Source organism: Stenotrophomonas sp. YJH_SMC_16, assembly GCF_059367875.1.
Map to the genome: position 1 here is coordinate 86,892 of NZ_JCAFRH010000008.1, position 18,424 is coordinate 105,315.

The window sequence follows — 18,424 nt, forward strand, 5'->3', positions numbered from 1 at the left end:
AAAGGTTTCGACATATAGCCCAAGCGCTCTCAAGGCGTCTTCGGTCTAGAATGACACCGCTAGCCAATCGCCACGCCCCTCGCGTGGTCCACTTACACGCCATGCAGTGTCCCATGCTGGTGGCACGCGTGAAGGAGCTGAGATGGGTCGTATCGTGTGTTTTGGAGAGTTGTTGCTGCGCCTGGGTGCCCCCGGCAACGAACTGCTGCTGCAGTCGCCGCAACTCCAGGTCCATGTGGGAGGGGCCGAAGCCAACGTGGGTGTCTCGCTGTCCCGGCTTGGACATCAGGTGGCCATGGTCAGCACCGTGGCCGGCAATGCGCTGGGGGCGCATGTACTGGGTGAACTGCGGCGGCACGGCGTGGATACGCGCGGTGTGCGCGAGGACGCCGAGGGCCGCATGGGCCTGTACTTCCTCACCACCGGCGCGGTACAGCGCGCGAGCGAAGTGGTCTACGACCGCGCGGATTCGGCGTTCGCGCGCAGCACTGCAGCCGACTACGACTGGCCAGCGCTGCTGCAGGACGCGCAGTGGCTGCACGTCTCCGGGGTCAGCCCGGCGTTGGGCCCGCACGTGGCGGCGGCCACGCTGGCGGCGGCGCGCGCGGCAAGACAGGCCGGTGTCCGCGTCTCCTTCGACGGCAATTTCCGGCCCCGCCTCTGGCAGCGCTGGGGAGGCGATGCGCAGGCGGTATTGCGCGAACTGTTCGCGCAGGCCGACATCGTGTTCGCCGACTACCGCGACATGGAGGTCGTACTGGGCACCCGCTTCACCCAGCCGGACCTGATGGAGCGGATCGACGCGGCCGCTGCCGCCGCGTTCGGTGCCTTTCCGCAACTGCAGTGGATGGCCTGCACGCAGCGGCAGGTGCTGAGCGTGGACCACCATGTGCTGGGCGCTGTGTTGCTGGGTTGCGACGGAACCCGCGCACAGGCCCCACTGCGTCATCTGCAGGGCATCGTCGACCGCATCGGTGGCGGTGATGCCTTCGCGGCCGGCATCCTGCATGGCATCCTGTCCGGCCTTGATGCCGACGCCACCGTGCGGTTCGGCCTGGCCGCCGGGGCGCTGAAGCACTCCATCCCCGGCGATTTCAATCCTGTCAGCGAAGCTGACGTGCTGGCCCTGATGGGCGAGGAGCGATTCGATGTCCGCCGCTGATCCGCGCGTACGCGCGGTCCTGAAACTGGCACCGGTGATTCCGGTGTACACCCCCGAAGACGTGAATGACGCGGTCGAAGTGGCCCAGGCCCTGTTCCGCGGCGGCCTGCCGGTGATCGAAGTGACCCTGCGCACGCCGCAGGCGCTGGACGCGATCACGGCCATGGTCGAGGCCGTACCGGACGCGGTGATCGGTGCCGGCACCGTGCTTACCCCGGCGCAGATGCAGGCGGCGAAGCAGGCCGGAGCGCGTTTCGCGGTGTCCCCCGGCGCCACGCCGGCACTGTACGCGGCCGCGCGCGATGCCGACCTGCCGTACCTGCCCGGTGCGGCCACGGCCTCGGACCTGATCCTGGGCCTGGAGCACGGCCAAGACACGTTCAAGTTCTTTCCCGCCGTGCAGGCCGGCGGTGCCGCGCTGCTGGCGGCCTGGCACGGTCCATTCGCCGACGTGCGCTTCTGCCCGACCGGTGGCATCAGCGCGCAGACCGCGCCGCAGTTCCTGCACCTGCCCAACGTGCTGTGCGTGGGTGGCTCGTGGTTGACCACGCCGGCACTGCTGCAGACCCGCGACTGGGAGGCCATCGAGCGCCTCGCCCGCGAGGCCTCGGTGCTGGCCAGCTGAACCCGGCGCACGGATCTTCAAAGGTTTGATCGTGATCAAAGCGCCGGCCTCGTGCCGGCGTCATTCTGTGGGCAAGCGCACTACGGAGATCCGAACATGAATTCCACCATGAAGGCCGCTGTCGTGCGTGAGTTCGGCAAGCCACTGGTCATCGAGGAAGTCTCGGTACCACGCCCGGGGGCGGGCGAGGTACTGGTCAGGATCGAGGCCTGTGGTGTCTGCCACACCGACCTGCACGCCGCCGAGGGCGACTGGCCGGTCAAACCGAACCCGCCGTTCATCCCCGGTCACGAGGGCGTGGGGCACGTCGTGGCCGTGGGTGGCGGGGTCGGGCACGTCAGGGAAGGCGACAGGGTCGGCATCCCCTGGTTGTACTCGGCGTGTGGCCATTGCGAACACTGCCTGGGGGGCTGGGAAACGCTGTGCGAAACGCAGCGCAACACCGGTTACTCGGTCAACGGCGGCTTCGCCGAGTACGCACTGGCCGATGCCAACTATGTCGGCCTGCTTCCAAAGGACGTGGGCTTCGTGGAGATCGCGCCGGTGCTGTGCGCCGGCGTGACCGTCTACAAGGGCCTGAAGGTCACCGACACCAGGCCCGGTGACTGGGTGGCGATCTCCGGCATCGGTGGCCTGGGCCACATGGCCGTGCAGTACGCCCGCGCAATGGGCCTGAACGTGGCGGCGGTGGACGTGGACGACAACAAGCTGGCGTTGGCCCGGCAGCTCGGCGCGCAGATCACCGTCAACGCGCGCACCACCGACCCCGCTGCCTTCCTGAAGAAGGAAATCGGCGGCGCGCACGGCGCCCTGGTCACGGCGGTGTCGCCGAAGGCGTTCGAGCAGGCGCTGGGCATGGTCCGCCGTGGCGGTACCGTTTCGCTCAACGGTCTGCCGCCGGGCAACTTCCCGCTGGACATCTTCGGCATGGTGCTCAACGGCATCACCGTGCGGGGCTCGATCGTCGGTACCCGGCTGGACCTGCAGGAGTCGTTGCAGTTCGCCGCCGAGGGCAAGGTCGCCGCCACAGTCAGCACCGACCGCCTGGAAAACATCAACGACGTGTTCGCGCGCATGCACGCGGGCACCATCGAAGGCCGCGTGGTGCTCGACTTCGCCGCCTGACCGCTTGTGCATGGCCGCCGTCGCTCCGTCCCCCTCTCCCACGGACGCGGCGGCCATGCCGATCCATCGGTAGTACCGGCCGCAGGCCAGCAACCCCAGGCACTTCGCGCAGCCTTACAATGCGCGCATGCCCGCACTGCTCAAGACCCTGTTCCTGTCCTTCGTCGCCCTGATCGGCGGCGTGCTGTCGCTTGCGCTGGTCAGCAGCGTCGCCAGCTGGCTGCCCCCGCTGGTGGGCATGTCGCCGGACAACAACAGCGTGCAGCTGGGGTGGGATCTGGCCTTCAGCGTGCTCGGTGGCATCGCCGGCATTTCCTTCGCCACCTACTACGCGCCCTGCTGGCCGCGTTCGCATGGTTTTTCCATCTGGTCACTGATCGCGCTGGGCTGCGGCTACGCGGTGTGGGCCGCAGGCGCTGATTTTCCGCTCTGGTTCGTCATTTCGCTGCTGGCATCGCTGCCGTTGCAGCTGCTGGCCGGCTGGTGGTTCGGCCGCCGCGCGTCGCGCGACGCAAGGTAACGCCGCCCCTGTAGAGCCGAGCCCATGCTCGGCTGCCTGTGTCGATGTGCATGCAAGCCGAGCATGGGCTCGGCTCTACAGGTCCATGCGCGGCAGCGTCTGCTTCAACCGCGCGATGCCCTGCCATGGGTCACCCTTCAGCCGCTTCGCGCGCGCCAGTGCCTTGGCCATCGGAAACGCGTCGGCCGCACTGACGCGTGCAAGCTCTTCCCATCGCAGCGGCACTGCCACGCCGGCGCTGTCGCGTGCACGCAGCGACCACGAGCACACGCTGGTAGCACCCCGTGTGTTGCGCAGCCAGTCGATGAAGATCACCCCGCCGCGCTTGGCCTTGCTCATCGTCGCCACGTAGCGATCAGGCTGCTCCAGCGCCATTGCCTGCGCGAACGCCTCGCAGAACGCCTTCGCCTCGTCCCAGCCTGCCTTGGGCTGCAGCGGCACCACCACGTGCACGCCCTTGCCACCGGACAGGCGTACGAAGCTCTTCAGGCCCACCTGCTGCAGGCGGTCGCGCACATCGCGTGCACCGGCTTTCACCTGTGCCCAGCTGACGCCTTCGCCGGGGTCGAGATCGAACACCAGACGATCCGGATGTTCGGGATCGGCCACGGTCGCGCCCCAGGGATGCAGCTCCAGGGTGTTCATCTGCACCAGCTGCAGCAGGCCGCGCGTGTCGTCGATGTAGACGTAATCCTCGCGGCCGCTTTTCTGCTGCAGGGGCACCGCATGTACCGCATCGCCCAGGCCGGGACCATGGTGCTTCTGGAAGAAACAAGCCTTGCCTACGCCGTCCGGGCAGCGCAGCAGTGACAGTGGTCGTCCGGCGATTTCGGGCAGGATCCAGCGCGCCATGCGCTGATAGTAGTCGGCCACGTCGCCCTTGCGCAGTTTCTGCTTTGGAAACACCACCCGCTCCGGATGAGTGATCTGGACCTCACCTCCGGCTTCGGCATCTGCGGTGCTCATTCCCAGGTCCTCCTTCTGCTTGTCGCTGCGCAGCCGCTTGAAACTGGCCTGGCGCAGCAGGCCTTCCTTGCCCCAGCCACGGAACGCCACCTCCGCCACCGCCACTGGTGTCACCCAGCGTACGCTGGCAGCGCGGAACGGCACATGCGCCGGCAACTGCAGCACGGGCGTCTTCACTGCCAATGGCCGCAGTGCCTTGAGCAGCGCACGCAGGCTTTCATCGTCGAAGCCGGTGCCAACGCGGCCGACATAGCGCAGGCCAGCCTTGTCCGGCGTGGCCAGAAGCAGCGAACCGAATCCCACCCGGGAACCCTTGGGTGCCGTGTAGCCGACAATCACGAACTCGTCGGTGTCTTCGTGCTTCACCTTCACCCAGCTGCGCGCGCGGGTATTCACGTACGGCGCATCCACCTGCTTGCTGACGATGCCTTCAAAGCCGGCCTCGCCGCTGGCATCGAATACCTGCGGCCCATGGTCGATCACGTGTTCGCTGAAGGCCAGGGTGCCGGGCGCGGGCCCGATGAGGTCCTTCAGCAGCGCCTTGCGCTCCACCAGCGGTGCACGACTGATGTCCACGCCGGCCACACCCGGAAGATCGAACACGATGTAGCGCAGTGGTTGTTTCGAACTGCCGTCGATCACGCGCTGCAACGCTGCGAAGTCACTGCGTCCTTCCTTGTCCAGCACCACCAGCTCACCGTCCAGTCGCGCATCACGCACCGGCAGCGCCCGCACGGCCTGCACGACCTCGGGAAAATCGGCCGTCCAGTCCAGGCCGTTGCGCGAGCGGAGTTTCACCTCGCCATCGTGCAGGTCGGCCAGCAGCCGATAGCCATCCCACTTGATCTCATGCAGCCAGCGCTCGCCGTCCGGGGCACTGTCGCGATGATCGGTCAACTGCGGTTTGAACCCGCGGGGATAGGGCGTATTACGTGCGCCGTGCAGCTGCAGTGCGCATGCATGCCAGCGCGCATCGGCCTTGCGTGTGGTCGTCCGTGCGGCGGGGACCGAGCGCACCGCCTTCCCTGCGGAACGCTTCTTCGCCGCAGGTGCTCGTTTCGGCATCGGTGCCGTCAGCAGGTCATCCGCCTCGGCGTCGCGCCCTTCACCATCGTCGCGCTTGATCAGCAGCCATTGCACCTGGCGTCCTTTCATCGCGGTGCGCACCAGCTTCCAGCCACCGGCCAGGCGTTGCCCATGCAGCACGAAGTCGATCTTTCCTGCCGCCAGTGCCTGCAGAGGATCACCTTCGCAGGCCCAGGTACCCTGATCAAACACCTCGACGTGGCCCGCGCCGTAGTGGCCTTCGGGAATGTCTCCTTCGAAGGTGGCGTAGGACAGCGGGTGATCTTCCACTTCCACGGCCAACCGCTTCTCACCGACGCGAAGCGAAGGACCTTTCGGCACCGCCCAGCTCTTCAGCACGCCGTCCATCTCAAGGCGGAAGTCGTAGTGGCGCGAGCTGGCATGGTGCAGCTGGATGACGAAGGTCGGCCGCCGCCTCGGATCACCGCGGACGCGCGTGTCGTCAGGCTCCGGTGTCTGCCCGGCGCCACCGCCAAGTCGGCGTTTGCGCCGGTACTGGTGCAGCGACATGGTCAACCTGCCTTGCGCCGGGTGGTTTTCTTCACGGCCTTTTTGGCGGTCTTCTTCGCAGCCTTCTTCGCCGGTGCCTTGCGCGTCGCCGTCTTCTTCGCCGGCGTGCGCGTGTTCGCATCCAGGCTCTTCTGCAGCAGCGCCATGAAATCGACCACGTTGGTACTGGCGTCCTCGCGCGGTGCCGGCTCATCGTCCACCCGCGTGGTGCCGCCCTTGGACTTGATGCGCTTGTTCAGCACCTGCTGCAGGCGCTCGCGGAATTCATCGTGGTACTGCGACGGATCCCAGTCGCCGGCCATCGACTCGATCAACTGTTCGGCCATCGCCGTTTCCTTGCTGGTGATGCGGTAGTCGGACAGCTTGCCGGTGGGCAGCTTGTAATCCTCGGGATCCACCAGTTCCTGCGGATAGCGCAGGATCATCAGCACCAGCGCGTCCTCATGCGGCATCACCGCGCACAGGTATTCGCGCGTGCGTACCACCACCCGCGCGATGCCCACCTTGCCGGTGCTGCGCAGCGTTTCGCGCAGGAGCACGTAGCCCTTTTCGGCCTTCTTGCCAGGTACCAGCAGATAGGGTTTCTCGTAGTAACGCGGGTCGATCTGCGCCGCATCCACGAACGATTCCACTTCCACCGCTTCGTGGCTCTCCGGTGCGGCCGAGCGGATGTCGCCTTCCTCCAGCACGACATAGCTGCCCTTGTCGTACTCGTAGGCTTTGACGATGTCCTTCCAGGGCACTTCCTCGCCGGTGTCGGCGTTGACCCGTTCGAAACGGATCGGCTTGCGATCGCGGGAGTCGAGCATGCGGAACTGCAGATCGACCTTGCGTTCGCCGGACATCAGCGACACGGGCACATTGAGCAGGCCAAACGACAGCGTGCCGGTCCAGATCGGGCGGGCCATGGGCGTACCTTTGGCGGGGCAGGGTGCCCAGCGTGGGCCGGAGGGCGTAAACCAACCGTGTCCGTGCCGTGCACGTCAGGTGGCGCGACCACTTGGCTGTAGAGCCGAGCCCGCGCTCGGCTGCTTCAAGTGCCTGCCACTACTGCAGCAACGGCCTCACCGCCGCCGCCGGAATATGGTCCAGTGCGCGCCAGGCGTCCTCCACCACCGGCCGTACCTGCGACCAGCTCAACCGCGACTGCCCGCGCATCTGCTCCCAGTGCTCGGCCAGTTCCTCGCAGGTATCGGCGGCATCACCACGTGGCCAATCCGCGGCATGGGTGGTCAGCGCGAAGGCATACACCGGGCACAGATCACGCCAGTTGCGGTGGCTCTGGCCACGCCTCTCCTCGTAATCGCTGAGCATGTACTGCAGGTAATCCTGTGCCACCGCCTGCGGATCTTCCTGGCGGCGCGTGCGGCGCTGCGCGGTGCGCTGGCCAAGCGGATCGAGCAGGGCGTTGAACACGGACGGTGCGGGTCGTTCAAGACGGGGCATGGCCGGCTCCTGCAGCGGGGGCGGGTGGGCAGGAATACGCGCGGTGCCGTTACCGGGGGGTGAGCGAGATGTTCATGACGCCAGGTTCGCAGTGGCTTTACCTGCAGGGCGGTGTAGTGGGAGCCCCGAGTGCAGGTACCAGACCATGAGCCGAGAGACCTCACGAGACCCGATGCGGGAAAACCACCCGCCTCTTCCCGGTGAACAGCGCGGCAAGCGCGATGCCGACAACGCCGACTACCGCGGCACCGGTGCGCCGTTCTTCGATGCCGAGCACGGTGACGACCATCTGCCGGTGAGACATGTGGCTGAACAGGCGGCCCAGGACCGCAAGGATGGCGGTGACCGCCATCGCGGTGGCCAGGAGAGCCCGCTCAAGCGCCGCGAGCACAAGCAGCGCGCCAGCGACAACCAGGACGAGGCGCTGGAGGAAACCTTCCCCGCCAGCGACCCGACCTCGCCGTTCGTACCGGCCAAGGCCCCCGATTGACGGTAGCGCCGGGCCCTGCCCGGCGCGCGCAGCGGTCCCGCGCTAGCGCCACGACCACTGCACACCCACGCTGGCCCGCCGTCCCGGCCCGGGCTCGTAGTAGCGACCATTGCCATCGTTGACGATCACCGAGCCGATGTAGGCCTGGTCCAGCACGTTCTCCAGCCGCGCGAAAGCACGCAGTTCACCGCTGGGCAGGGTCCAGCGGCGTCCGCCCTCCACGTGCAACAGGGCAAAGCCCGGCGCCCGTTCGGTGGCGACGTCGTTGACCACGGTATCGCTGCTGGCCGTGGCCTCCAGTGCCCATTGCCAGTCGGCGGGGCTCCACTGCAGGCGTGCGAACGCCTGCTGGCGCGGCACACCCGGCAAGCGACTGCCCGCCGCGACCACGTTGTTCGAGTTCAGGTAAGGCGAGCGCACCTGCGCCTGCAGCCAGGTCCAGGCCAACTGCAGTTCCAATTGCTCGGCCAGCGGCTGTCGGTACTGCAGTTCCACGCCCTGGCGGCGGGTGCGGCCAATGTTGCGATAGGTGCTGCGCCCTCCGGTGTTGCTGGCAACGGCCAGCTCATCGTCAGTATCTGCACGGAACAGGCTGATATCGAGCTGGATTCCGCTCTGCGCGTGCCACTTGCTGCCAATCTCCAGATTGCGGCTGCGGGCGGCCGCCAGGTCCAGTGCCAATCCCGCCTGCCCGTCGGCGCGATAGCCCAGTTCGTTGAAGGTGGGGGTTTCGAAACCGCGGCCGACCGCAGCATGCAGCCGCCACTGCGGGTTGGCCTCAAAGCTGATCCCGGCCACCGGCGTGGTGGCCTGGTAGCGCCGGCGGCCACTGTCATCCGGGTTGCGGCCGATGATGTAGCGGTCGTCGGATTCGAAGCGCACGGTGCTGTGGCGCAGGCCAGCCAGCAATGACCAGCGTGGACTCCACTGCCACCACGCCTGCGCGAACTGATCGACGTTATGCACGGTGTCGATCTGGTCTCTGCGCAGGCGCCCACGTACGCCCAGCGTGCTGCCGATGAAGTTCTCGTAGCCGGTCCGATGCTGGCGCTGGCGGTCGGCGCTGAGCCCGGCCACCAGGTCCAGCGGTCGCCCGGCCAGATCGCCGTGCCAGCCCCAGCGCGCGTCCAGCCCGCCGTAGCCGGCGTCCAGATCGATCACGCCGCCGGCATGCAGCGGATTGGCCTGCGCCGTGGGCGGAATGGGCAGGAACTGGGTCACCGCGCGCTGCCCGGCATAGCCCATCAACTGCCAGCGCTGCGCTCCCGTTTCACGGGTCCAGCGCAGGCCAGCCTGCTGCTGGCGCACCGATTTGCGGGTGTTGTACGGGTGCGCCACCGCCGTGGCCTGGCGCGGATCCGCCGCCACCTGGGCACGGGTCAGGCCCAGCGGATCCTGTGCATCGGGGGCATCGAGCGCATTGAGCAACAGCTCCAGCCGCCCACCGCCCAGCGCACCACCGATGCGTGCGTTGAGCGATTCACGGCGCGCACGGCTGTGGTCCCGCCAGCCATCGGTGCGGAGGTGATTGGCGGCGATGTTGTAGTCCAGCAGTTGGCCGGCACCCTTCAGCTGCGCGCCGACACTGAGCGTGTTGTCGGCGCCAGCGTTGAGCCGCAACCGCCACGGGTCGCCGGCCTGGCCCTGCGCGCTCCAGACCTGCAGCACGCCACCGGAGGAGTTGCCGTACAGCGCCGAGAACGGCCCGCGCAGCACGTCGATGCGCTCGGCGCCCAGCAGGCTGGCGTGTGACAGCTGGCCCTGGCCATCGGGCATGGTGGCCGGCACGCCGTCGATCAACACCCGCACCCCGCGCACACCGAAGGTCGAGCGCGCGCCGAAGCCACGGATCGACAGCTGCGTGTCCTGCGCGAAGTTCTGCCGGTCGCGCGCCAGCAGCCCCGGTACCCCGGCCAGCGCCTCGGACAGCTGCGCGCCGGTGCCAGCGCGGCTGGCATCGATCCAGACCGTGTCCTGGCTGGCCGGCAGCGCGAACGGGTCGATGCCCGGCACCCGTGCGGCCTGTACCTGCACCGCAGGCAGGGCGGTGGGCGCAGGCTCGGCCACCGCTGTCCAGGGCGACAGCAGCAGGGCAGACAGCGGCAGGCAACAGCGTCGTGCGGCGGGATTCATGATTCAGGTTGATGGATCGGGCGGCAACGCACGCCATGGTACGGGGCCGCGGATGACGATGGCGGCGGCCAGCCCCGGCAGGCTTTGTTACGATGGGCTGTTTCCGGCCGAAAAGCCGCGAACCGCGTGGCGCAATTCCTCCCCCTTTCCGTCTACCGAACGAGTACCGCCGTGTCCTTCTTTGCAAACGTGGAACTGGTCCCAGGCGACCCGATCCTGGGCCTGACCGAGGCGTACAACGCCGACAGCCGCCCGACCAAGGTCAACCTGGGTGTGGGCATCTACTACGACGAGAGCGGCCGCATTCCGCTGCTGCGCGCCGTCAAGCAGATCGAGCAGCAGCTCGCCGCTGAAGCCAAACCGCGCGGCTATCTGCCGATCGATGGCCTGCCGGCGTACACGCAGGCCACGCGTGAGCTGGTGTTCGGCAAGGACTCGCCGCTGCTGGCCGCCGGCCGCGTCACCACCGCACAGACCGTTGGTGGCAGCGGTGCGCTGCGCGTCGGCGCCGACGTGCTGAAGAAGCTGCTGCCGCACGCCACCGTTGCGCTGAGCAACCCGAGCTGGGAAAACCACCGCGCCGTGTTCAGCGCGGCCGGTTTCGAGGTGCTGGACTACACCTACTTCGACCCGACCACCCATGGGGTTGATTTCGACGGCATGCTGGCCGACCTGGGCAAGCTGGAAGCCGGCACCGTGGTGCTGCTGCATGCCTGCTGCCACAACCCCACCGGTGCCGACCTCACGGTCAGCCAGTGGAAGCAGGTCGCGCAGCTGCTGAAGGACCGCCAGCTGTTCCCCTTCATCGACATGGCCTACCAGGGCTTCGACAAGGGCATCGAACAGGACGGCGCCGCGGTGCGCATCATCGCCGAAGCAGGCATCGACAGCTTCATCGTCGCCAACTCGTACTCCAAGTCGTTCTCGCTGTACGGCGAGCGCGTGGGTGCGCTGTCGATGGTGGCGCCGACCGCCGCTGACGCCAAGGCCGTGCAGTCGCAGGTCAAGCGCGTGATCCGCACCATCTACTCCAGCCCGTCCACCCACGGTGCTGCGCTGGTGGCCGGCGTGCTGACCAACCCGGAACTGCGTGCGATGTGGGAGCAGGAGCTGACCGAGATGCGCGAGCGCATCCACGCCCTGCGCCACGGCCTGGTCGAGAAGCTGGCCGCTGCAGGTGCCCCGCAGTTCGGCTTCATCAACGAACAGGCCGGCATGTTCTCGTATTCCGGCCTGAGCCGCGAGCAGGTCGAACGCCTGCGCGACGAGTTCGGCATCTACGCCGTCGGCACCGGCCGCATCTGCGTGGCCGCGCTGAACCAGAACAACCTGGAATACGTCGCCAAGGCCGTGGCCACCGTCGCCAAGGGCTGAAGCAAGGCTGCACGGGTTTGAGAACAAAGGCGCCGAAAGGCGCCTTTGTTTTTGCTTCTGCTTTGCCTCTGCCTTTGCCACACCCTCCGCGCTCGCGGCGAACCCTGAAGCGCAGGGCGAGGCACACCGTGGCCAGGACACGCCGTAAACCCATCCATGGGGGCTCGGTCGGCGCATCCATGCGCCTCACGGTCCTGGCCACGGTGTGCCTCGCCCTGCGCCTCCATGAAGGAAGGCGCCGACAGCGCAACGCATCTGGAAACGATTACGCCTTCCCGCGCTCACGCACGGCCCCGCCATACGGGCGACAATAGGCGTTTTCCCGCTGCCGAGACCTGCCCGACCATGTCCCGTACTTCGTTGACCCGCTTCCTGATCCAGGAACAGCACGCCGGCCGCATCAATGCCGACCTGCGCCAGCTGATCGCGGTCGTCGCCCGCGCCTGCACCAGCATCTCCATCGCCGTCAGCAAGGGCGCCCTCGGTGGCGTGCTCGGCGACGCCGGTACCGGCAACGTGCAGGGCGAAGCGCAGAAGAAGCTGGATGTGATCAGCAACGAGATCCTGCTCGAAGCCAACGCCTGGGGTGGCCACCTCGCCGCCTGCGCCTCCGAAGAAATGGACCACAGCCAGCCGGTGCCGGACATCTACCCGCGCGGCGATTTCCTGCTGCTGTTCGATCCCCTCGACGGCAGCTCCAACATTGACGTCAACGTCTCCGTCGGCACCATCTTCTCGGTACTGCGCTGCCCGACCAATGTCGAACTTCCGGGCGATGACGCCTTCCTGCAGCCGGGTAGCAAGCAGATCGCCGCCGGCTACTGCATCTACGGGCCCAGCACCCAGCTGGTGCTGACCGTCGGCCACGGTACCCATGCTTTCACCCTGGACCGCGAGAAGGGCGAGTTCGTGCTGACCACCGAGAACATGCAGATCCCGGCGGCAACCCAGGAGTTCGCCATCAACATGTCCAACCAGCGTCACTGGGAAGCGCCGATGCAGGCCTACGTCGGCGACCTGCTGGCGGGCAAGGAAGGCGCGCGCGGCAAGAACTTCAACATGCGCTGGATCGCCAGCATGGTGGCCGACGTGCATCGCATCCTGACCCGCGGCGGCATCTTCATCTACCCGTGGGACAAGAAGGATCCGTCCAAGGCCGGCAAGCTGCGCCTGATGTACGAAGCCAACCCGATGGGCCTGCTGGTCGAACAGGCCGGCGGCGCCGCCTGGACCGGCCGCGAGCGCATCCTCGACATCCAGCCCGACCAGCTGCACCAGCGCGTGCCGGTGTTCCTCGGTTCGCGCGAGGAAGTGGCTGAAGCCGTGCGCTACCACCACGCGCACGACGACGCACAGGGCTGACGGCCTATCGCCTGACAGCGGTCATGGCAGTTCGATGACATGACCGTGGGGTGACACCGAGGGCGGCAAACGGCACCATCAAGCCGTTGCCGCCTAAGGAATGCACGCATGCACGAGCAGGGCCCGGTCGATTTCATCGAAGTCATCCACAACGCCGTCCCCAGCGAGGTCTGCGCGGCCATCGTTGAACGCCTGCGCGCCACGCGTGGCCTGCAGCCCGGTGCCGTGGGCAGTGGCGTGTTCCCGGAACTCAAGCACAGCAAGGATCTGCGTATCAGTGGCCTGGACGGCTGGCAGGATGTCGACCAGCAGCTGCAGATCGCGGTGTTCAACGGCCTGCTGACTTATCTACGCCGTTATCCACAGGCTTTGATCGCCCCGCTGATGTTGCAGATCCAGGACAGCAACGGCCAACCGCGACGCCTGTCTGCCGAGGACTTCCCTGACATGCCACCGCAGCAGCTGGCCGACCTGGCTCGCACCTGCCTGCGTCCGGGTGCGATCAACCTGCAGTGGTATGCGGCAGGCGAGGGCGGCTATCCGTACTGGCACTGCGAGCTGTACCCCAAGGATGCGCAGGCCGAGACCCTGCATCGGCACGTGTTGTGGACGCTGTACCTCAACGACGACTTTGACGAAGGCGAGACCGAGTTCCTGTTCCAGGGGCGGAAGATCGCACCTCGTACCGGCAGCCTGCTGATTGCGCCGACTGCGTTCACTCATACCCATCGTGGCAATCGCCCGCAGGGTGGGGACAAGTTCATCGCGACCAGCTGGATCCTGTTCCAGAGTGCGCAGAAGTTGTTCGGGGGGTGACGCCGAGCGGCTCGTCGGCCTCGGATGTAGAGTCGAGCCATGCTCGACGGATGGACTCAGAACAACGACCCCTGCGGCGAATCCTTCTTCGGCGGCAACGGCTTCAGGAACCGGCTGCAATCCAGCTTCGGCCAATGACTGTTCTGCGCGTTGAAGCCGAGGCGCTTGCGCGCCAGCTTGAAGCGGTTGTTCAACAGATCCGCATACACACCCTGGCCCCGCATGCGGGTTCCGAACTGGCTGTCGTAGTCCTTGCCGCCACGCAGCTGCTGGATGGTGCTCATCACATGCGCGGCACGATCGGGATGATGGGTGTCCAGCCAGTCGCGGAACAACGGCGCCACTTCAAGCGGCAAGCGCAGCAGCACGTAACCAGCGGTACTGGCGCCAGCGTCGTGCGCAGCCTCCAGCACGGCCTCCAGCTCGCTGTCGTTGATCCATGGGATCACCGGCGCCACCATCACACCGACCGGAATGCCCGCTTCATGCAGACGCTTCATCGCGCGCAGCCGTGCATGCGGCGCCGATGCGCGCGGTTCCAGCTTTGCGGAAAGATGCGGGTCCAGCGTGGTCACCGAGAAGTGCACGCTGACCAGGTTCTCCGCCGCCAGCGGTGCAAGCAGATCGATATCGCGCTCGACCAGTGCGTTCTTGGTGATCAGCGAAAAAGGATGCTTGGTCTCCAGCATCACTTCGATCAGCTGGCGGGTCAGCTTGAACTTGCGCTCGATCGGCTGGTACGCATCGGTATTGATGCCCAGTGCGATCGGCTGCGGCACGTAACCCGGCTTCGACAGCTCCTTGCGCAGCAGCTGGGGGGCATTGGTCTTGGCGAACAGCTTGGTCTCGAAGTCCAGGCCCGGCGACAGGTTCAGATAGGCATGCGAGGGGCGCGCGAAGCAGTAGGAGCAGCCATGCTCGCAGCCGCGGTAGGGATTTACCGACTGGCTGAAGCCGACGTCCGGCGAGGTGTTGCGGGTGATGATGCTACGCGCGGTCTCGGCACGCACCTCGGTGCGGAGGCGCGGGGCAAGGAACTCCTCGCTCTCGTCCACCGCCCAGCCGTCGTCCACCGCCTCGCTGACGGTGCTTTCAAAGCGCCCGGCAAGGTGGGACGTGGAACCTCGGCCCTTGATCGCAATACCCATTGTGGCAGCGTACATCGTGGCCGTCTCAATGGCTGCGACGGCCGCCTGAAGGGTTCAGGGCGGTGCTGAGCCGAGCATGGGCTCGGCTCTACAGTTGATGCAGAGACCTTGTAGAGCCGAGCCTACGCTCGGCTGCAATGCATCAGAGCAGCGCCAGGTAGCCGCGCACCGTAGCATCCAGCCCGTCATACAGCGCTTCGCCGATCAGCGCGTGGCCGATCGACACCTCCAGCACGTCCGGCACGTGGGCCAGGAAATCCCGCAGGTTGTCCTGCGACAGATCGTGGCCGGCGTTCACGCCCAGGCCGACGGCCTGCGCACGGCGTGCGGCAGTGGCGAACAGCACCAGCATCGCGTCAGCATCGCCGGCCGCGTGGGCTTCGGCGTAGGGGCCGGTATAGAGCTCGACGCGATCTGCACCGACTTCGGCCGCCTGCTCCAGCAGCGGATTACCGGCGTCAACGAACAGGCTGACCCGGCAACCCATCGCCTTCAGTTCGGCCACCAGTGGTCGCAACCGCTCGCCGTCACGCTCGAAGTCGAAACCGTGATCGGACGTAATCTGCCCATCGCCATCCGGCACCAGCGTGGCCTGCGCCGGGCGGGTCTGTTCGCACAGCGGCAGCAGCCCGGGGTAGCCCTCGCGCGGCGGCGCGAACGGGTTGCCTTCGATGTTGAATTCGACGCCACGCGCGCGGGTCAGCGTCGACAGCGCCAGCACGTCCTCGGCGGTGATGTGTCGGCGGTCCGGCCGCGGGTGCACGGTGATGCCATGCGCGCCGGCATCCAGGCAGGCCTGGGCGGCACGCACCACGTCCGGTTCGGCACCGCCGCGCGAATTGCGCAGGACGGCGATCTTGTTGACGTTGACGCTGAGCTGGGTCATGGAACGGAACTACTTGGAAAGAGGGGACGGATCGTGGTCGTTGTGGTCGTCACCAGGGCGGGCCTGGGCCTGCTCGCGCAGGCGGCGCAGTTCGTCGGCATCGACCAAGGTGGCAGGGTCGCGCTGCAGATCACCGAAGCGGGCCACGTAGCGGCCTCGTACCCAGGCCAGCAGGAAGGCGAGGGCGGCCAGCAGGCACAGGGTCATCAGCCCGGCGCTGGGGGTCTTCAGCGCGAAGGCGAAACAGCCCAGCGCCAGCAGCAGGTACAACCAGTACATAGTGGGGCTCCCCGGGTGATCGCCGCAGTGTAGCGCTGCGTCAGAGCAGCGGCGAGGCCAGCCGGGCGAAGGCCTCGGGCAGGCGGTGCAGCCACAACGAGCGGCCGGCCTGGTCGCGCACCCGCGTGGAACGGTCGAACTCACCCTGCAGCAGTTCGGCCAGGGCAGCCACCCGGTCACGGTCACTGATCATCATCGACAGCTCGAAGTTCAGCCGGAAGCTGCGGTGATCGAAGTTGGCACTGCCAACGATGCAGACATCGTCGTCGGCGATGAAGGCCTTGGTATGCAGCATGCGCGGGCCGTACTCGTAGATCTTCACCCCGGCATGCAGCAGCTCGTCGAAGTAGGAGCGGGCGGCCTGGGTGACGAACCAGGAATCGCTCATCTTCGGTACCAGCAGGCGCACGTCCAGGCCGCCCAGCGCGGCCGAGGTCAACGCCATCCGCGCCGCTTCGCCCGGCACGAAGTAGGGCGTGACCAGCCAGACACGCTCATGCGCTTCCTGGATCGCCGCCACGTGCAGGCGATGGATCGTTTCCCAGCCCGAGTCCGGACCGGAGACCAGCACCTGGGCGTTGATCGCACCATCGCCGCGCAGCGGCATGTCGGCCGGCCACAGACGGGCGATGTCCATGCGCGAGGGATCCTGCCCACTTGCGTAGAGCCAGTCCTCGGCAAACACCAGCTGCAGGCTGCGCACCACGTGGCCGCGGATGCGCATGTGCAGGTCGCGGTAGGCATCCGCCCTGCGGCTTTCATCCTCGTCGTCGGTGATGTTGATGCCACCGGTGAAGGCGAGGCGCCCATCGACGATCACCAGCTTGCGGTGGGTACGCAGGTTCAACCACGGGCGCTTGAACGGCTTCAGCAGCTGCCGTGGGTGGAACCAGATCGCTTCGCCACCGGCGTCGAGCAGCGGCTGCAGGAAGCGGCGGGGCAGGGCGGAAGAGCCTACGGCATCGAGCAGCAGGCGCACCTGCACGCCGGCCTGTGCACGTTCCACCAGCGCGTCACGCAGGGCGGTTCCGGCATGGTCCGGGTTGAAGATGTAGTACTCCAGATGCACGTGGTCGCGTGCCTGTGCGACGGCCTCAAGCAGCGCCGCGTAGGTCGCCGCGCCGTCCACCAGCCAGGTCACTTCGGTGGCGCTGCTCGGCGCAAGCCCGGTCGTGGCCTGGGCGATCTTGGCCAGCTCGGTGCAGTCGGCGTCGGGTGGGCAGACGTCGCTGTAGTGCTCCATGCCCGACCGCGCGCGGCCACGGCGCAAACGCTGCCGCTTCACCTTCTGCGGGCCCAGCAGGTAGTAGATGAAGAGGCCCAGGTACGGCAGCAGCGCCAGCGACAGGATCCAGCTCAGCGTCGCCACCGGCTCGCGCTTCTGCAGCATGATCCAGCCGGTCAGCGCGAGCAGGTACAGCAGATAGGCCACCGCCAGGATGGTACCGAGGTGGGCAATGCCGTCCAGCCAGTGGCGCAGGGAGTCGAAGAGGGCGAGCATCCGCCGATCATAGCGGCGCATGCCACCCGATGGGATCCAACCTCGACCCGTGTGCCAGGACGAGAACAAAAAAAGACGCCCCTGTTTCCAGGGGCGTCTGCAGTCGCGTCATGACTGTTGTGTTGCGGTGTAGCGATTACTGCTGCACAAAACCGATCTTCTTCATCTGAGCGTTCTTCGCAGCGGCCAGAACCTTGGCCATCACGTCGTACTCGGAATCCGGGCTGGCGTCGATGCGCAGTTCCGGCTGGTTGGTCGGGTCACGCTGGACCTCCTGCTCCATCCGCTGCTGCAGCTCGCTGGTATTGATCGGGCTGTTGTTCCACGAGACCTGGTTGCTGGCGTCGATCTTCAGTTCGATCGGCGGCGGCGGTTCGACCAGCTGCGGCGGTGGGTTGAGCACGCGCTGCGGCAGGTCCACGGCGATCGGGTACGTCATGATCGGCGCGGTCACGATGAAGATGATCAGCAGAACCAGCATCACGTCCACGAGGGGCGTGACGTTGATGTCTGCCATGGGGCCCTTGCCACCACCACTACTGAATGCCATGGCTTATTGCCCCTTTTCTTTGGTCGCGACGAAGCCGACGTCAAGCATGCCCTGCTCCTGCGCGACCTTGGTCAGGTCGTTGATGACACGCATCTTGGTGGTGCGGTCACCACGCAGGTTCAGCGGCGGCTGCGGGGTCTGCTGGGCGGCGGTCGCCAAGCGCGACTCGAGAGTCTGCTTGTTGATTTCTTCGTCGTTCCAGTAGATCGAGCCGTCTTCCTTGACTGCCAGGGTGATCGGTCCGGAACGCTTTTCAGCATCTTCCGGCTTCTGGATCAGGTTGGCTTCCGGCAGATCCACCTTGACCTTGTGGGACATCAGGGGCGCCGTGATGATGAAGATGATCAGCAGCACCAGCATCACGTCCACGAGGGGCGTAACGTTGATGTCGGCCATGGGGCCGCCGCTGTTACCACTACTGAAAGCCATAACGGGCTCCGTCTAG

18 protein-coding genes are annotated in these 18,424 nt (G+C 66.7%); 8 read left to right on the forward strand and 10 right to left on the reverse strand.

Annotated elements, in window-relative coordinates; translation table 11 throughout:
- Positions 1–142 precede the first annotated feature (142 nt).
- The 4 genes from AC5P6E_RS17085 (at position 143) to AC5P6E_RS17100 (ending at position 3,432) form a co-directional block, all read left to right on the forward strand.
- On the forward strand, positions 143–1,162 hold the full coding sequence (locus AC5P6E_RS17085; RefSeq protein WP_026346897.1) for a sugar kinase: 1,020 nt from the start codon (positions 143–145) through the stop codon (positions 1,160–1,162).
- Positions 1,149–1,787: a bifunctional 4-hydroxy-2-oxoglutarate aldolase/2-dehydro-3-deoxy-phosphogluconate aldolase gene (gene eda / locus AC5P6E_RS17090; RefSeq protein ID WP_019658823.1), complete on the forward strand. Its 639-nt coding sequence runs from the start codon at positions 1,149–1,151 to the stop codon at positions 1,785–1,787. The genes AC5P6E_RS17085 and eda overlap by 14 nt, the downstream gene beginning before the upstream one ends.
- Before the next feature lie 96 nt (positions 1,788–1,883).
- Entirely contained in the window at positions 1,884–2,912 is a 1,029-nt protein-coding gene (gene adhP, locus AC5P6E_RS17095) for an alcohol dehydrogenase AdhP (RefSeq protein WP_043397743.1), read from the forward strand.
- A 127-nt stretch (positions 2,913–3,039) separates the two neighbouring features.
- Complete coding sequence (locus tag AC5P6E_RS17100; RefSeq protein ID WP_043397740.1) at positions 3,040–3,432, forward strand: hypothetical protein; 393 nt, start codon at positions 3,040–3,042, stop codon at positions 3,430–3,432.
- A gap of 75 nt (positions 3,433–3,507) precedes the next feature.
- Here the strand turns inward: AC5P6E_RS17100 and ligD are convergent, their stop codons facing one another.
- The 3 genes from ligD to AC5P6E_RS17115 all read right to left on the reverse strand — a co-directional run bounded on the left by ligD (position 3,508) and on the right by AC5P6E_RS17115 (position 7,440).
- Positions 3,508–5,994: a DNA ligase D gene (gene ligD, locus AC5P6E_RS17105; RefSeq protein WP_312719132.1), complete on the reverse strand. Its 2,487-nt coding sequence runs from the start codon at positions 5,992–5,994 to the stop codon at positions 3,508–3,510.
- Between the two features lie 2 nt (positions 5,995–5,996).
- Positions 5,997–6,902: a non-homologous end joining protein Ku gene (ku, locus tag AC5P6E_RS17110; RefSeq protein WP_010487384.1), complete on the reverse strand. Its 906-nt coding sequence runs from the start codon at positions 6,900–6,902 to the stop codon at positions 5,997–5,999.
- A 139-nt stretch (positions 6,903–7,041) separates the two neighbouring features.
- Positions 7,042–7,440: a hypothetical protein gene (locus tag AC5P6E_RS17115; RefSeq protein WP_043397732.1), complete on the reverse strand. Its 399-nt coding sequence runs from the start codon at positions 7,438–7,440 to the stop codon at positions 7,042–7,044.
- 145 nt (positions 7,441–7,585) lie between these two features.
- On the opposite strand from AC5P6E_RS17115, the gene AC5P6E_RS17120 reads away from it, so the two are divergent.
- A complete protein-coding gene (locus tag AC5P6E_RS17120; RefSeq protein WP_483698551.1) occupies positions 7,586–7,930 on the forward strand; it encodes a hypothetical protein in 345 nt (114 codons plus the stop codon).
- Positions 7,931–7,972: 42 nt separating this feature from the next.
- Here AC5P6E_RS17120 and AC5P6E_RS17125 read toward each other — a convergent pair whose 3' ends face one another.
- Positions 7,973–10,063 (reverse strand): TonB-dependent receptor domain-containing protein, encoded by a 2,091-nt coding sequence (locus tag AC5P6E_RS17125; RefSeq protein WP_049480385.1) that lies wholly within the window; start codon positions 10,061–10,063, stop codon positions 7,973–7,975.
- A gap of 171 nt (positions 10,064–10,234) precedes the next feature.
- On the opposite strand from AC5P6E_RS17125, the gene AC5P6E_RS17130 reads away from it, so the two are divergent.
- From AC5P6E_RS17130 to AC5P6E_RS17140, 3 genes are all read left to right on the forward strand, one after another.
- Complete coding sequence (locus AC5P6E_RS17130) at positions 10,235–11,437, forward strand: amino acid aminotransferase (protein WP_043397726.1); 1,203 nt, start codon at positions 10,235–10,237, stop codon at positions 11,435–11,437.
- Between the two features lie 345 nt (positions 11,438–11,782).
- Complete coding sequence (locus AC5P6E_RS17135; RefSeq protein WP_014035428.1) at positions 11,783–12,799, forward strand: class 1 fructose-bisphosphatase; 1,017 nt, start codon at positions 11,783–11,785, stop codon at positions 12,797–12,799.
- 108 nt (positions 12,800–12,907) lie between these two features.
- Positions 12,908–13,615 carry a 2OG-Fe(II) oxygenase gene (locus AC5P6E_RS17140; RefSeq protein ID WP_019337497.1) on the forward strand — a complete coding sequence of 236 codons (708 nt, stop codon included), beginning with the start codon at positions 12,908–12,910 and terminating at the stop codon, positions 13,613–13,615.
- 56 nt (positions 13,616–13,671) lie between these two features.
- Here the strand turns inward: AC5P6E_RS17140 and AC5P6E_RS17145 are convergent, their stop codons facing one another.
- The 6 genes from AC5P6E_RS17145 to AC5P6E_RS17170 form a co-directional block, all read right to left on the reverse strand.
- Positions 13,672–14,763: a PA0069 family radical SAM protein gene (locus tag AC5P6E_RS17145; protein ID WP_043397720.1), complete on the reverse strand. Its 1,092-nt coding sequence runs from the start codon at positions 14,761–14,763 to the stop codon at positions 13,672–13,674.
- 142 nt (positions 14,764–14,905) lie between these two features.
- Complete coding sequence (locus AC5P6E_RS17150) at positions 14,906–15,649, reverse strand: pyridoxine 5'-phosphate synthase (protein ID WP_049412850.1); 744 nt, start codon at positions 15,647–15,649, stop codon at positions 14,906–14,908.
- A gap of 9 nt (positions 15,650–15,658) precedes the next feature.
- Positions 15,659–15,928, reverse strand: a complete 270-nt coding sequence (locus tag AC5P6E_RS17155; protein WP_049412851.1) for a hypothetical protein — start codon at positions 15,926–15,928, stop codon at positions 15,659–15,661.
- Positions 15,929–15,968: 40 nt separating this feature from the next.
- Positions 15,969–17,429: a cardiolipin synthase gene (gene cls, locus AC5P6E_RS17160; protein WP_029550763.1), complete on the reverse strand. Its 1,461-nt coding sequence runs from the start codon at positions 17,427–17,429 to the stop codon at positions 15,969–15,971.
- A 136-nt stretch (positions 17,430–17,565) separates the two neighbouring features.
- The gene (locus AC5P6E_RS17165; protein ID WP_005411740.1) at positions 17,566–17,979 is read right to left on the reverse strand and encodes an ExbD/TolR family protein; all 414 of its coding nucleotides are present in this window, start codon (positions 17,977–17,979) and stop codon (positions 17,566–17,568) included.
- Between the two features lie 3 nt (positions 17,980–17,982).
- Entirely contained in the window at positions 17,983–18,408 is a 426-nt protein-coding gene (locus tag AC5P6E_RS17170) for an ExbD/TolR family protein (protein ID WP_005411739.1), read from the reverse strand.
- Between the last annotated feature and the right edge of the window lie 16 nt (positions 18,409–18,424).

What these genes read in the sequence shown, in the direction of transcription:
- AC5P6E_RS17150 (WP_049412850.1), bottom strand. Translation starts at nt 15,649, where the DNA reads ATGACCCAGCTCAGCGTCAACGTCAACAAGATCGCCGTCCTGCGCAAT.
- AC5P6E_RS17155 (WP_049412851.1), bottom strand. Translation starts at nt 15,928, where the DNA reads ATGTACTGGTTGTACCTGCTGCTGGCGCTGGGCTGTTTCGCCTTCGCG.
- cls (WP_029550763.1), bottom strand. Translation starts at nt 17,429, where the DNA reads ATGCTCGCCCTCTTCGACTCCCTGCGCCACTGGCTGGACGGCATTGCC.
- adhP (WP_043397743.1), top strand. Translation starts at nt 1,884, where the DNA reads ATGAATTCCACCATGAAGGCCGCTGTCGTGCGTGAGTTCGGCAAGCCA.
- AC5P6E_RS17100 (WP_043397740.1), top strand. Translation starts at nt 3,040, where the DNA reads ATGCCCGCACTGCTCAAGACCCTGTTCCTGTCCTTCGTCGCCCTGATC.
- ku (WP_010487384.1), bottom strand. Translation starts at nt 6,902, where the DNA reads ATGGCCCGCCCGATCTGGACCGGCACGCTGTCGTTTGGCCTGCTCAAT.
- AC5P6E_RS17085 (WP_026346897.1), top strand. Translation starts at nt 143, where the DNA reads ATGGGTCGTATCGTGTGTTTTGGAGAGTTGTTGCTGCGCCTGGGTGCC.
- AC5P6E_RS17145 (WP_043397720.1), bottom strand. Translation starts at nt 14,763, where the DNA reads ATGGGTATTGCGATCAAGGGCCGAGGTTCCACGTCCCACCTTGCCGGG.
- AC5P6E_RS17125 (WP_049480385.1), bottom strand. Translation starts at nt 10,063, where the DNA reads ATGAATCCCGCCGCACGACGCTGTTGCCTGCCGCTGTCTGCCCTGCTG.
- AC5P6E_RS17165 (WP_005411740.1), bottom strand. Translation starts at nt 17,979, where the DNA reads ATGGCATTCAGTAGTGGTGGTGGCAAGGGCCCCATGGCAGACATCAAC.
- AC5P6E_RS17115 (WP_043397732.1), bottom strand. Translation starts at nt 7,440, where the DNA reads ATGCCCCGTCTTGAACGACCCGCACCGTCCGTGTTCAACGCCCTGCTC.
- ligD (WP_312719132.1), bottom strand. Translation starts at nt 5,994, where the DNA reads ATGTCGCTGCACCAGTACCGGCGCAAACGCCGACTTGGCGGTGGCGCC.
- AC5P6E_RS17120 (WP_483698551.1), top strand. Translation starts at nt 7,586, where the DNA reads ATGAGCCGAGAGACCTCACGAGACCCGATGCGGGAAAACCACCCGCCT.
- AC5P6E_RS17140 (WP_019337497.1), top strand. Translation starts at nt 12,908, where the DNA reads ATGCACGAGCAGGGCCCGGTCGATTTCATCGAAGTCATCCACAACGCC.
- eda (WP_019658823.1), top strand. Translation starts at nt 1,149, where the DNA reads ATGTCCGCCGCTGATCCGCGCGTACGCGCGGTCCTGAAACTGGCACCG.
- AC5P6E_RS17170 (WP_005411739.1), bottom strand. Translation starts at nt 18,408, where the DNA reads ATGGCTTTCAGTAGTGGTAACAGCGGCGGCCCCATGGCCGACATCAAC.
- AC5P6E_RS17135 (WP_014035428.1), top strand. Translation starts at nt 11,783, where the DNA reads ATGTCCCGTACTTCGTTGACCCGCTTCCTGATCCAGGAACAGCACGCC.